At 44.5% G+C, this 14,300-nt stretch carries 12 protein-coding genes; 6 read left to right on the plus strand and 6 right to left on the minus strand.

Annotation, left to right across the window (positions count from 1 at the left end; translation table 11 throughout):
- The first annotated feature begins 15 nt into the window (after positions 1-15).
- Positions 16-348 (plus strand): EscU/YscU/HrcU family type III secretion system export apparatus switch protein, encoded by a 333-nt coding sequence (locus AC0L6N_RS14445; protein WP_011575994.1) that lies wholly within the window; start codon positions 16-18, stop codon positions 346-348.
- A 255-nt stretch (positions 349-603) separates the two neighbouring features.
- Here the strand turns inward: AC0L6N_RS14445 and AC0L6N_RS14450 are convergent, their stop codons facing one another.
- The 5 genes from AC0L6N_RS14450 to pncC all read right to left on the minus strand — a co-directional run bounded on the left by AC0L6N_RS14450 (position 604) and on the right by pncC (position 4,917).
- Positions 604-1,425 (minus strand): Npun_F0296 family exosortase-dependent surface protein, encoded by an 822-nt coding sequence (locus tag AC0L6N_RS14450; protein ID WP_473475425.1) that lies wholly within the window; start codon positions 1,423-1,425, stop codon positions 604-606.
- 681 nt (positions 1,426-2,106) lie between these two features.
- Positions 2,107-3,138: a recombinase RecA gene (gene recA, locus AC0L6N_RS14455; RefSeq protein ID WP_011575995.1), complete on the minus strand. Its 1,032-nt coding sequence runs from the start codon at positions 3,136-3,138 to the stop codon at positions 2,107-2,109.
- A gap of 336 nt (positions 3,139-3,474) precedes the next feature.
- Entirely contained in the window at positions 3,475-3,879 is a 405-nt protein-coding gene (locus AC0L6N_RS14460) for a GFA family protein (protein ID WP_473475427.1), read from the minus strand.
- 48 nt (positions 3,880-3,927) lie between these two features.
- Positions 3,928-4,299: a DUF3224 domain-containing protein gene (locus AC0L6N_RS14465; protein WP_473475429.1), complete on the minus strand. Its 372-nt coding sequence runs from the start codon at positions 4,297-4,299 to the stop codon at positions 3,928-3,930.
- 105 nt (positions 4,300-4,404) lie between these two features.
- The gene (pncC, locus tag AC0L6N_RS14470) at positions 4,405-4,917 is read right to left on the minus strand and encodes a nicotinamide-nucleotide amidase (protein WP_473475431.1); all 513 of its coding nucleotides are present in this window, start codon (positions 4,915-4,917) and stop codon (positions 4,405-4,407) included.
- Positions 4,918-5,046: 129 nt separating this feature from the next.
- On the opposite strand from pncC, the gene mutS reads away from it, so the two are divergent.
- Positions 5,047-7,716 carry a DNA mismatch repair protein MutS gene (gene mutS / locus AC0L6N_RS14475; protein ID WP_473475433.1) on the plus strand — a complete coding sequence of 890 codons (2,670 nt, stop codon included), beginning with the start codon at positions 5,047-5,049 and terminating at the stop codon, positions 7,714-7,716.
- Between the two features lie 305 nt (positions 7,717-8,021).
- Here mutS and AC0L6N_RS14480 read toward each other — a convergent pair whose 3' ends face one another.
- A complete protein-coding gene (locus tag AC0L6N_RS14480; RefSeq protein WP_011576000.1) occupies positions 8,022-8,384 on the minus strand; it encodes a response regulator in 363 nt (120 codons plus the stop codon).
- 220 nt (positions 8,385-8,604) lie between these two features.
- Between AC0L6N_RS14480 and AC0L6N_RS14485 the strand changes: the two genes are divergently transcribed.
- The 4 genes from AC0L6N_RS14485 (at position 8,605) to leuA (ending at position 14,297) form a co-directional block, all read left to right on the plus strand.
- Entirely contained in the window at positions 8,605-10,236 is a 1,632-nt protein-coding gene (locus AC0L6N_RS14485; protein ID WP_473475435.1) for a CTP synthase, read from the plus strand.
- A gap of 118 nt (positions 10,237-10,354) precedes the next feature.
- Positions 10,355-11,647, plus strand: a complete 1,293-nt coding sequence (gene eno / locus AC0L6N_RS14490) for a phosphopyruvate hydratase (protein WP_473475437.1) — start codon at positions 10,355-10,357, stop codon at positions 11,645-11,647.
- A gap of 78 nt (positions 11,648-11,725) precedes the next feature.
- Positions 11,726-12,409, plus strand: coding sequence for a hypothetical protein (locus AC0L6N_RS14495; RefSeq protein WP_473475439.1), 684 nt, complete (start codon positions 11,726-11,728; stop codon positions 12,407-12,409).
- 328 nt (positions 12,410-12,737) lie between these two features.
- Positions 12,738-14,297 carry a 2-isopropylmalate synthase gene (gene leuA, locus AC0L6N_RS14500; RefSeq protein WP_473475441.1) on the plus strand — a complete coding sequence of 520 codons (1,560 nt, stop codon included), beginning with the start codon at positions 12,738-12,740 and terminating at the stop codon, positions 14,295-14,297.
- Positions 14,298-14,300 lie beyond the last annotated feature (3 nt).

A 14,300-nucleotide genomic window follows, 5' to 3' on the forward strand; every position in this document is an offset into this window, starting at 1 on the left:
TTAAATAGGTATCCCGTGACCGATAATACAAATAAAGACAACTCGAAAGCCAGAAGTGCTGTCGCACTGAAACACCATGAAGGTGATAAAAAAAATGCGCCTCAGGTAGTTGCAAAAGGGTTCGGCGACTTAGCAGATGAAATCATAACGCTGGCGAAAGAAAGCGGCGTGTTGATCCATGAAGATCCGTACTTAAGTGAATTTTTAGCGAGTTTAGATTTAGGTCAAGAAATCCCAGAAGAGCTATACCACGTGATTGCCGAACTCATCAGCTTCTCCTACGTTCTGCAGGGCAAATTCCCAGAGAGCTGGGCGAAAGACTATAACAAGGTGTCTAAGCAGGTTTAACGTCTATCTATTTATGCATTAGTTTATTCTACATGTTACACATTGAGCATTACCGCACTCCGTTTCTCTCAATTGGGTCAGACTACAGCCTTTATGGAGAACACACATAACCTAGAAAGGTAGCGATGACTGTTGTTACCAAACAGAGGTAACAATACTTTTAGTCTGCCTATCATAAAGATACTTCTTATCAATTTATAATAGGCACAAAAAAAGCCGAACATGTCGGCTTTTTTTACATTAAGTAATTAATACTTATTTTTTAAATTTTCTGCTAAAGCTAAGACCTAGTAAACCCAAACCTAGGAATGCTAAGCCAGCTGGAGCTGGAACTGGGCGGTTAGCCAAGCCAATAACGATGTTATCAAATTCGCCAGCGATGCCAGAAGTTGAAATTACAACACGGTCAAACGCATCAGCAATTGAGAAGTCAATGTTTACATAACGGTTAGTCACTGGGCTCGATTGGTTACCTGCGTTAGCAGCGTTTGTTAGAGTTTCACCATCTATTACTACAACTTCATCGTCACCAGAATAGAAGCTGAATGTGTTGTACTCATCAATAGAACCCCAATAGAAACCGATATATGTGATACCGACATCACCTTGAGAGGCTAGGAATGCAGAGTAGTCTATTTCAACTGACGCTGGAAGAGCGCCACCTTCAGCTGGCGTATGACCGTAACATGTACTGTCATTCGCTGGTGCAGCGGCAACATTTGGTACGCTACCTGAACGTACACCTAGTCCATCTGTACTGGATGTTACTAGAATACCACTACCAGTACTGTTAACCGCACAACCTGTGCCTGCCGCTCCAGCAGCATTAAACGCTACAGAGCCTGCAGCAGCACCATCAACACCAGTTGCAGCATCGAAAGTCTCAACGAAGAAACCGTTTGAACCGTCGTTAATAGCGTGAGATGGGTCTATAACATTGTTACTTGTAAGAAATGAACCATCAGTAGCGGTTTGACCACCGAATGAAATAGTTGCAGCGCTTGCTTGTGAGCTGACTACGATTGCAAGTAGCGCAGCTGTTGAAACGAATTTTTTTGAACTGAAGAAGTTTTTCATAATGTTTATCCCTTAAAAACGAATTAATGTACCAGCGAATTTAATATTGCAAATAATACTGCTCGCGATTTATCACACTACCTGCTTGGCGAATTAAAAGCACTTAGCGTGCCAATTATGAAAAAACTATATTAATCATAAGGTAATGAAATTTGGCTAACTCGTTAAAAGTGATCTTGTAAATTATGTTGACAGCAAATTTGTCATATTTTAATCACTTTGAACACTCGTTAAGTATGGTTAATAAAAAGGGCATACTAAATGCGATCTAGATTAGAACAGTCCACATAGGAATTAGCTGCTAGTTACTTCTCAAAAAGCTTATCACTTGATGTCTACCTTAGTTCGCTTACCTTGAGTAGCAGTGCATAGTGAAACACACTTGTTCAGCTGTAGCGTGCGAAGCCATAGCGCAGAGTTATCATATATGTAGATACTTTTCGTCTTATGCCGCTACTTCGTCTAAAACCAACGCACTGTACTGATAAAAAAAGCTGAATAATATAACTCTGAGATTAGGACGAAGCTTTCTTGCTAGTGCGTTGTGAGCGATAAATGTAAAACGTACTTATAGCATTCCTAGTGTTAGCACTTTAATAATTAGCACCAAAAACAAAAAACCGCCTTTCGGCGGTTTATATTTTAGCGTAGAAAATATCAGCTAATCATCTGAAATAGGCTTTATTCTTCGTCAGCTTTTGCAGGCTCTTCTGCTTTAACGGTTTTCTTTAATAGCAGTTCAGCGCGCAGCTTTTGCTCAATGTCGTTAGACATCTCGGTATGCTCTTTAAGGTATTTAACCACGTTAGCTTTACCCTGACCGATGCGTTCGCCATTGTAGCTGTACCAAGCGCCCGCTTTCTCTACAAGCTTCTGCTTAACACCTAAATCGATCAATTCGGCTTCTTTACAGATCCCTTGACCGTACATGATCTGGAACTCAGCTTGTTTAAATGGCGGAGCCACTTTGTTTTTAACCACTTTCACCCGAGTTTCATTACCGACTACTTCATCACCGTCTTTAATCGCACCGATACGGCGAATATCTAAACGTACTGAAGCGTAGAACTTAAGTGCGTTACCACCAGTTGTCGTCTCTGGTGAACCAAACATCACACCAATTTTCATACGAATCTGGTTAATAAATATTACTAAGGTGTTCGAACGCTTAATGTTACCCGTTAGCTTACGCAAGGCTTGTGACATCAAACGGGCTTGCAAGCCAACGTGTGAATCACCCATGTCGCCTTCGATTTCCGCTTTTGGTGTCAATGCCGCTACAGAATCGACTACAACCACATCAACTGCGCCTGAGCGAACTAACATGTCACAAATCTCTAACGCTTGTTCACCAGTGTCCGGCTGTGACACTAACAAATCATCGATGTTAACACCCAACTTACCAGCATAAATTGGATCAAGCGCATGCTCAGCATCAACAAACGCGCAAGTTTTGCCCATTTTTTGCGCTTCAGCAATAGCTTGTAATGTAAGCGTGGTCTTACCTGATGATTCAGGTCCGTATATTTCAACCACACGTCCACACGGTAAGCCGCCTATGCCTAAAGCGATATCTATAGTCAGAGACCCAGTAGAAATCGCTTCAATATCCATTGCTTGGTTGTCACCCAAGCGCATGATTGCGCCTTTACCGAATTGCTTTTCGATTTGACCAAGAGCGGCGGTTAGCGCGCGAGTTTTGTTATCGTCCATCAGTATGTCCTATGGTTCAGCCCGTGCACTTACACTTGGTTAAAGTCTAAATCGACACAGATAATTGAAATTATATGGGCGTAGTATACTGTACAACCATACAGTTACAAGTCACTTTATGAAAATATTAACAAAGGATGAGTTTACCTTTATATAAAGGTACGGCTTATAGAGAAACAGCTTATCAAGGCACAGAAGCTGCGAGCATTGTGAGACAGCATCAGGGTCGTAATCGCAGAGTCGTTGAATTTTAGTGTTCAAGTTCCTTTATTGCAATGCTGTCTAAGGTTGAGCTACCTCTAATTCTCACGCGCTAATTAATGCCCGCACAATCGGCTACTTAGGCATCGAATCGAACTTCTTGCATACTGTAACTGAGTCAAACCATGGAGCTCGTTCAGCATAAAAAATCTGACTCTGAGGTTGAATATTAGGTTCACAATCTAAGCTGCCAGCAGGCACAACCAACGCTTTACCAGACAAAGACTTATAAGGTACAGCGCTACCACATTCACCACAAAAGGCATTGGAAATGCTACGTCCAGCAACGTTAAAGCGCGTGATGAGGGCCTCTCCAGTGAGCCATTTAATATTGTCAATGTCTGTAAACAGGTTGGCCGCATATGCCGAGCCAGTTGCCTTTTGACATTGCGTACAATGGCATAAATGGAATTGACTAAAATCATTCTCGCATGTAAACGTGACGCGATTGCACAAACAGCTACCTAATACTTGCTTCATTAGCTTCTCATCAATTATTTTTGAATAAATTTAAATAAAGGAAACGAGCTACAGTTCAAAATCTAATTCGTAACTATGTTTTCCGTCTTGCTGGATGATCCGCATCGCGCCCTTTAACCCAGCCAAATCGCCGCTGGCCGAACCTTCCAACACTGAAATATTCAGAGATTGTGTTTCAGGTGACATGTTACCATTATGCAATAAAGAAAACGTCCCAGCCCTGCCCTTGAGCGTTCCTTCAAACTCTTCAATTGCAAAATATACTGCAACACCATTATCTGTGCGCTTACTGATCATTTGCCCTAGCCCTTTGCCTGCCAAGCCCCCTTGGTAGGTTTTATTAATTACCATACGTCCAGCGGGCGCTGCTTCGTCTTCTTGTGGTGTTAAGTCCACCTCAAAAGTGCCTGTTGCGATCAAAATTAACTCCTTATGTGAATATTGCTAACGCTTAAAGAGCGCCTTTTTATCGAATATAATAGCTAAAGGTTAAATCCTCGTTTCCTTTGCCACTGTGGGTGTAATTTACCGTTTCCCGCCCGAAGATAATGACTCTGCTTTACAATGTATGACTAACTGATTCAATGCATACTCAATAGCTCGGGCCCGCACCTGATGCCGATCCCCCGTAAAACACTGGCAAGACGTTGTTACCTCCCCATTTACCGAAAAACCGAACCAAACGGTACCAACAGGTTTCTCGTCGCTTCCGCCATCAGGCCCGGCAATTCCACTGACCGATACGGCTACATTTGCTCCAGCCGCTTTAGTCGCTCCCGTCGCCATCTGTTGCACCACCGCTTGAGACACAGCGCCATGCTCGTTTAAGGTTTGCTCGCTCACGCCCAACATAACTTGCTTTGCTTCGTTTGAATAAGTGATATAACCACTTTTAAACCAGCTTGAGCTTCCAGATGTACTTGTGATGGCGTATCCTATGCCCCCTCCAGTGCATGACTCAGCACAGGTAACACTCCAGCCTAGTCGCTGCAGATGTTCACCAAGTTGTTGTGCCAATTGAATTGAATTGTTTGTCATAATTTACATCCATACAGGGTTATTTGACGCGCTGAAAAATATTCAGCGAATACTATAAGCATGCCAAACAATGATCACTAAACAAAGCGTTAAAATTACATCGCGATCCCGATAAGAGTGCCGTAGCGAATGCCAAAAACAAATTCATCAGCAGCGTCAACAAACGCTAATCCCTCATCTTTGCAGCAGCATACGCCTATGATGCAGCAGTATTTGAAAATTAAAGCTGAACATCCTGATATTCTATTGTTTTATCGCATGGGAGATTTTTATGAATTGTTCTTTGACGATGCTAAAAAAGCCGCCGAACTACTCGATATCTCCCTAACCGCCAGGGGAAAATCAGGCGGCAATGCCATCCCTATGGCAGGCGTTCCTTATCATGCGGTAGAAAATTATTTGGCTCGACTAGTGAAAATGGGCCAGTCAGTCGCTATCGTCGAACAGGTGGGTGACCCCGCAACCAGCAAAGGGCCTGTTGAGCGAAAAGTGCAACGTATTGTTACCCCAGGTACAGTATCAGACGAGGCACTCCTTAATGATAAACAAGACAGTATATTAGCCGCGGTTTTTTGCCCCACGCAAAAAGCAAATCAAGAATTGATATTCGGGTATGCCACCTTAGATGTAACCAGCGGTCGCTTTACGCTATGTGAGCTCAGTGGTGAGGAAGCTCTCGCTGCCGAGTTACAACGCACGAATCCTGTCGAGCTTTTATACCCTGACGATTTTGCCTACAGTCATCTTATCAATCAGCGAAAGGGTTTACGTCGTCGCCCGCAGTGGGAGTTCGATTTACAAACCGCCACTACCCAGCTTACTAGCCAGTTTGGTACCAATGAGCTATCTGGTTTTGGCGTGCAAAACCACCACGTCGGTATTTGTGCTGCAGGTTGCGTGATGCAATATATCAAAGACACCCAGCGCTCAGCCCTGCCCCACATTGACCGAATCGTGCTTGAGTCCCACAACGACACAGTCGTGATGGACGCCGCCACACGGCGTAACTTAGAGCTAACGTTTAATTTATCTGGTGGTATTGAAAACACGCTCGCGAGTATTCTTGATAAAACTTCAACACCTATGGGCAGCCGTTTGTTGCAACGATGGATCCACCGTCCGTTAACGGATGTCACCGTGCTTAAAAAACGTCAACGAAATATTCAAGGGTTGATGGAGTCACCCTATACCCAGTTACAAAGTGCCCTGAAAAAAATAGGTGACATGCAGCGCGTGTTAGCAAGGCTTGCACTGCGCAGTGCTCGTCCGCGGGATTTTGCCCGCCTGCGTCAAGCCTTTGCACTATTGCCAGATATTCAACATTATCTTGAGCACGAAATTAGTCACACTAGCGAAAGCGCTCAGCCAAGCGATTTACTTCACTTGGCAGAAAAAATCAGTCAATACCCTGACTTCGCAGACTTATTAGAACGCGCAGTCATTGAAGCCCCCCCAGTATTAATCCGCGATGGAGGAGTCATAAAAGAAGGATACAACGAGGAGCTTGATCGCCTACGTGCGCTGTCAAAAGGGGCGACCGACTATTTAGAAGAATTAGAGCTACGCGAAAAAGAGCGTACTGGCATCGCAAGCCTCAAAGTGGGCTACAACCGAGTGCATGGTTACTTTATTGAAGTCAGCCGCAGTCAATCTGACCTCGTGCCTGTAGAGTATGTTCGTCGCCAAACGCTGAAAAATAACGAACGTTACATCATCCCAGAACTCAAAGAGCACGAAGACAATGTGCTTAGCAGCCAAAGTCGCTCATTAGCCCTTGAAAAGCGCTTATACGATGAGCTTTTCGATTTACTCTTACCGCAATTAACACAACTAATGCAAAGTGCTGATGCACTAGCAGAATTAGATGTACTCACTAATTTAGCCGAGCGCGCTGAAAGCCTTGATTATCACCGCCCAGAATTATGCCCTCAAAGCGGCATTCACTTTAGTCAAGGTCGCCACCCTGTTGTAGAGCAGGTATCAGATGCGCCCTTTATCGCCAACCCAATTAACGTTAACCCAAATCGCAGAATGTTGGTGATCACCGGCCCGAACATGGGCGGTAAATCAACGTACATGCGTCAAACCGCCCTCATCGTGTTGATGGCTTATATCGGCAGCTATATACCTGCGCAAGATGCTCAGATTGGCCCGATTGACCGCATATTTACCCGCATTGGTGCTTCCGACGATTTAGCCTCTGGCCGTTCCACCTTCATGGTAGAAATGACCGAAACCGCTAACATTTTGAACAACGCCACGGCGAATAGCTTGGTGTTAATGGACGAAATTGGCCGAGGTACCAGTACCTATGATGGCCTTTCTTTAGCGTGGGCCTGCGCTGAGTATTTAGCGACCAAGCTGCAATCTTTCACCTTATTTGCTACCCATTACTTCGAGTTAACAGGGCTAGCGGATGCATTGCCAGAGTTAGCCAATGTGCATCTAGATGCCGTTGAGCACGGTGAAAGCATTCGTTTTATGCACGCAGTGCAAGATGGTGCAGCCAATAAAAGCTATGGTTTGCAAGTAGCTCAACTCGCAGGCGTACCGAAATTAGTGGTACAAGCGGCTAAACGCAAATTACATGAACTTGAAACGGGTGATATTTCCAAACAAGGTCGACAAGAGACGTCGCCAGTCAATACAGTTTATGCAACAGAAAAAGTAGAGACGCAGCTGGACTTGCTCAGTCAGACAAGCGAAGCCGAAGACTTACTGCACAGTATTGAGCCCGATGATTTAACGCCTAAGCAGGCCCTTGATTACTTGTACCAACTAAAAAAATTGGTTCGATAAATAAATATCTTTTAGAGGGGAAATGACTATTCCCCCCCCCCCCCTCAGACGTGCTGAACTTTGCAGTTCATTTTTGTAGCGGTCTGTGTGTTGTTTAGGCAAGGCGAATGGTTGAAGGTCTAGTGCGCTAAATCAAAAGCATTCAACGCGGTATAAACAGCACATAGGCGCTACCCGAAGGGTTCTTGGAAGTCTTTTACTCGTTGTGACAGTCCATTAACTTAACCCGCTAGGCCCGCAGGACTGTTTTGCGATTAAAACGCTTCCATTTAGACCGAAATTCGTACAGCAATGTTTAACACGCCCTAGAGCCGCTCCATTAAACTCAATAAGCTCATGGGAGTAACAGGTTTTTCCAAAAAACCCACTGCACCAATTTCGTATGCCAGATTAACGGTTTCTTCTGACGTATCAGCGGAGCACATGACTATTTTTGCGTCAGGGATTTCATCGTGAAGAATGCTTAGTAATTCCAAGCCATCCACTTTAGGTAATTTGATATCCATCAGAATCAATTGGTAATCTTTACGACAAACTCTAGACATGACTTCTGCTGAATCGTGAGCGGTATCAACATGCACATATCCATTCCCTTGTAACACAGTGCATATAAAGGTGCAGATGGCTTCAACGTCATCAACAACCAAAATGGGACGCAATTTATCCATAAAGCGGATCCTTTTACTATTTGCTCAGTAGTGTAAACCAATAAAATCTCATTTTCCGTATATTTTTTGCAAAGCTGGAGCGGTTTTCAATTGTCTGTAGGGCTGCGTTTGAGTATACTATTGCGCCGTCCGGTACTGAATAATGTCACGCCTATTTAAAGGCAGCTAGACTACTCCAGTATTAAAAAATCTCATTCAACTCCAACGCCTTAGGGTACTCATGACAAACTATATTTTCGTCACAGGTGGTGTCGTATCATCACTTGGTAAAGGCATTGCTGCTGCATCGCTCGCTGCCATTCTTGAAGCACGTGGTCTTAATGTGACCATGCTCAAGCTCGACCCATACATTAACGTCGACCCTGGCACCATGAGTCCTATTCAGCACGGTGAAGTGTTTGTCACCGACGACGGCGCTGAAACAGACTTAGACTTAGGTCACTACGAGCGCTTTATTCGTACCCGTATGACTAAGCGGAATAACTTCACCACTGGCCGCGTTTACGAAGAAGTCATCAAACGCGAACGTCGCGGTGATTACTTAGGCGCCACCATTCAGGTGATCCCACACATTACTAACGAAATAAAACGTCGCATTATTGCTGGCGCTGAAGGCGTAGATGTAGCCATCGTTGAAATTGGCGGTACAGTGGGTGATATCGAGTCGCAACCGTTCCTAGAAGCGATACGCCAGCTGGGTACTGAAGTTGGCCGTGACCACGCCATGTACATGCATTTAACATTGGTTCCGTATATAGCGGTATCTGGCGAAGTAAAAACCAAACCAACTCAACACTCCGTTAAAGAGTTGCGCTCTATTGGTATTCAGCCTGATATTTTGGTTTGCCGCTCAGAAAACGCGCTACCGTCTAACGAGCGCTCTAAGATTGCCCTATTCACTAACGTAGCAGATAAAGCCGTTATCTCGTTAAAAGATGCCAACAGTATTTATAAAATTCCTGCCGCATTAAAAGCACAAGGTATGGATGAACTCGTCGTGCAGCGCTTCGGCTTAGAGTGCCCAGAAGCGGATTTAACCGAGTGGGAACAAGTGCTATACGCTGAATCGAACCCTGTCGGCGAAGTCACTATCGGTATGGTAGGCAAATACGTTGAGTTACCCGATGCGTATAAATCAGTCAACGAAGCCTTAAAACACGCGGGCTTAAAAAATCGCTTAACGGTCAATATTCGCTATGTCGATTCACAAGACATCGAAAGCAAAGGCGAGCAAATCCTTCGTGGGCTTGACGCTATCCTAGTGCCAGGTGGTTTCGGAGAGCGCGGCATTGAAGGTAAAATTGCTGCGGCCAAGTACGCTCGTGAACAAAAAGTGCCTTATTTGGGGATCTGTTTGGGTATGCAAGTGGCGATTATTGAATTCGCCCGAAATGTTGCAGGCATGGAAAGCGCCAATAGTTCTGAATTCGATCCACAAACACCGTATCCTGTTGTCGGTTTGATAACAGAATGGTTAGACGCAGATGGCAGCACGGCACAACGCTCTGAGGCGTCAGATTTAGGCGGCACAATGCGTTTAGGTAGCCAACTTTGCCACCTCATTCCTGGTAGTAAAGTGCACGATTTGTATGGTTCAGCAGAAATATACGAACGCCACCGTCACCGCTATGAAGTAAACAACAATTTACGTGATAAATTAGAAGCATCAGGATTAAAAGTAACTGGTCTGTCTACTGATAAACGTCTAGTAGAAGTAATTGAATTAGGCGATCATCCTTGGTTCGTAGCAGGTCAGTTCCACCCTGAATTTAACTCTACACCCCGTGACGGTCACCCTTTGTTTGAAGGGTTTGTTAAAGCTGCGGGCGAATATTATAAAAATAATAATTAGAGCCAGTTAACACTGGGGCCTCGTGTGCCCCGCGTAAAAACTAGGCAGAGTAACGATTGAAAACTCAGAATATCTGCTCGCAGATAAACGATAAATTTTTATAAACAAGGCAACAACTATGTCAAATATCAGTAAAATCATTGGTCGTGAAATCATGGACTCTCGTGGCAATCCCACTGTAGAGGCAGATGTATATTTAGAGTCAGGCGTAATGGGCAGAGCTACTGCACCATCTGGCGCATCTACCGGCTCTCGTGAAGCGTTAGAATTACGCGATGGTGATAAAAGCCGTTATTTAGGCAAAGGCGTACTAAAAGCAGTCGCCGCGATCAACGAAGATATCGCCCCAGCCTTGTTAGGCAACAGTGCATTCGATCAGAAGAAAGTCGACCAAATCATGATCGACTTAGACGGTACTGAAAACAAAGAAAAATTTGGTGCCAACGCGATCCTAGCAGTATCACTTGCTGTGGCTAAAGCAGCTGCGCTTGATAAACAAATTCCTTTGTATCAGCACATATCTGAGCTTAACGGCACAGCTGGCAAATATTCAATGCCAGTCCCTATGATGAACATCATCAACGGTGGTGAGCATGCTGATAACAACGTCGATATTCAAGAATTTATGGTTCAGCCAGTAGGCGCGCCTAACTTCCGTGAAGCATTGCGTATGGGTGCTGAAATATTTCATAGCTTGAAAAAAGTATTATCTGCTAAAGGCTTAAGCACCGCAGTAGGCGATGAAGGTGGTTTTGCCCCTAACCTAGCGTCTAACGAAGAAGCTCTGAAAGTCATTATTCAAGCGGTTGAAAATGCCGGCTACGAAATGAATAAAGACGTAACCCTTGCCCTAGATTGTGCATCGTCTGAGTTTTATGTAGATGGCAAATATGATCTTAAAGGCGAAGGTAAAGTGTTTGACTCAGAAACCTTCGGTGACTACTTAGCTGACCTTGCAGCTAAATACCCTATCATTTCAATCGAAGATGGTCTTGACGAAAGCGATTGGGACGGTTGGGCAAGTTTGACCAAGAAAATCGGCGACAAAGTACAACTTGTTGGCGATGACTTGTTTGTAACTAACACCAAAATCCTTAAGCGCGGTATCGATAACGGTGTAGCGAACTCGATTCTAATCAAGTTCAACCAAATCGGTTCATTAACGGAAACACTTGAAGCGATTCGTATGGCGCAAGATGCAGGCTTCACAGCGGTTATTTCTCACCGTAGTGGCGAAACTGAAGATGCCACTATCGCTGACCTAGCGGTGGGTACTGCGGCGGGTCAAATCAAAACAGGTTCATTGTGTCGTTCTGACCGTGTTGCTAAGTACAATCAACTATTGCGTATTGAAGAAGCACTAGGTGACGCTGCAACATACGGTGGACGTAAAGAAATAAAGGGTCAATAAGACCTATATCTGAAGCGCCCTAGTGTTTATTAGGGCTTTTAGATGTAAGTGGGCAGCACATGCTGCCCCTCATTTATTATGGTCACGCCTCCCGCGCAGCCCCAAGTAAATATATTCACTGACTCACATCAGCAGACTCATTTTGCTGAAATTTGCAATGCGCTTTATGAGCGTGAGCTAATGACCTTAGCGCAACACCCTTTTACTAACATCAGTTTACTACAGCGCAAGCTTGGTGGTTTACGCCATCATATTAAACGCGCCGCCTATCACTTTATTCACCATAACGGCCCGCTATTAGTGGATGTACACAATGCCAGTTGGCAAGCCAAACAAAGCGCAAATTGCATTGCTAAAAAACATGACGTTAGCAAAACTGAATCGTGGTTTACTCAATATGCCCGCTCTGGCCTGCCTGTCGCTATTTATATAAGCGATTTGAATGGCGATCACCTAGAGCTTGATTCCATTGATCAAATTGATACCGACAACCAGCGTTTACATAGTAATAAATGTGGTTGGTTCAATATGGATGGAACGCGCGTAAACACAGACCAAGCTAGCGTTGCGGCGTCTCAAAGCCCTACAAATTCACCGAACACTGCAAACAGTCAACAGCTTCTATTGCGCCCCAGTAAAGCCGTATTTAGCGCCGCTTGCTGTGGCCACACATGGAATCACAAAGGTCGCAGCCAACCTCGCACCCTAACACTGCGCGAGTTACTTTTATCTGGCAGTATCAACTGGAAAAACTTCCGCTGAAAAAAGCCATGGGGCAAAGTCCCTTTAATAATCTGGTCGGATTAGCTTGTATTCCTATAGAAATCAAACTTATATGCAATTTTGTTCTATGCCAATTTGTTAACTAAGGTTGACGCATAAGCCGCAAAGAGTTACAAATACCGCACTGACGTTTCGAGCTTATAATAATGACATCATTACTACTATCAACTCTACTTCTGCTGGCAGCAAGACTGCACGGGTAGGTTGTAAGCGAAACGCAAACAATAACTAAAAACCCGTGCTTAGCAGCACGGGTTTTTTCGTTTAAGTGCCTAAACAAGCGCTGATCATTCAAAGAGGAAAACACATGTCCAACCAAGTCAAAATATTCGACACCACATTACGTGATGGCGAACAAGCGCTAGCAGCCAGTTTGAGTATGAAAGAAAAACTACAAATTGCCTTAGCGCTGGAACGACTTGGTGTGGACATCATTGAGGCGGGCTTTCCGGTTTCCTCCCCTGGCGACTTTCGCTCAGTTCGCAGCATCGCACAAGAAGTAAAAAATGCCACAGTCTGCGGCTTATCTCGCGCCTTAGAAAAAGACATAGATGCCTGCGGCGAAGCATTAAGTGTTGCCGACAATTTTAGAATACACACCTTCATCGCCACCTCAGATATTCATGTCGCTAATAAATTGCGTAAATCTCAAGACGAAGTCGTCGAGATGGCCGTTAACGCCATTAAGCATGCAGGGCGTTATACTGACGACATTGAGTTTTCTTGTGAGGATGCGGGCCGAACCCCGATTGATTACTTATGCCGCATGGTTGAGTCAGCGATTAACGCTGGCGCGACGACGGTTAACATTCCTGACACCGTTGGCTACACCACCCCCACGGAGTTTGGCGGTATTATTCAAAACTTATTTAATCGCGTGCCCAATATCGATAAAGCGACTATTTCTGTGCATTGTCACAACGATTTAGGACTGGCGGTTGCCAACTCGTTAGTCGCAGTTGAGTACGGCGCTCGTCAAATCGAATGCACTATTAACGGTATTGGTGAGCGTGCGGGTAATTGCTCGCTAGAAGAAATCGCCATGATTTTGCAAACCCGTCAAGCCATGTTAGGTCTGAACACCAACATTCGTAGTCAGGAGATATCTCGCACCTCAAAACTAGTCAGCCAACTATGTAATATGCCGGTACAATCAAATAAAGCGATTGTCGGTGCCAATGCCTTTAGTCATTCTTCGGGGATTCACCAAGATGGCGTCTTAAAAGCGCAAAACACTTATGAGATAATGACCCCTGAAAGTGTCGGGATAAATAAAAACAACTTAAACCTAACCTCTCGTTCGGGTCGTCACGTTATCAAGCACCGTCTTGAGGAGCTTGGCTATAAAGCCGAAGATTATGACCTAGATACTTTGTATGCCTCATTTGTAAAATTAGCGGATAAAAAAGGCCAAGTGTTCGATTACGACCTTGAAGCCTTGCTGTTTTTCGATAAACAAAAACCTGCTGACGAACACTACAAGCTACTTTATTTACAAGCCAGTTCGGGCAAAGAGATCATCCCGAGCGCGACGGTGAAGTTACAAGTAGGTGAAGAGGAAATCATCGAGTCTTGTACCGGCAACGGCCCAGTAGATGCCGCCTACAAAGCAATCATTAAAGTACTAGGCCATGAACAACTTGAAATAGTCGACTTCAAGCTTGATTCAAAAGGAGAAGGCGCTGATGCCCTCGCCCAAGTTAGCGTTATTGTTGAATATAATGGTCGTCGTTTTAACGGTATTGGTCTAGCCACAGATATCGTTGAATCAGGCGTCAAAGCCCTGATCCACGTACTGAATAACACTCATTTAGCCGATCAAATTGATCACCAAAAAAAGCAACAAACACAAACTGCCGGAGTTTAAGTA

The sequence above is a fragment of the Paraglaciecola sp. G1-13 genome, from assembly GCF_055809255.1.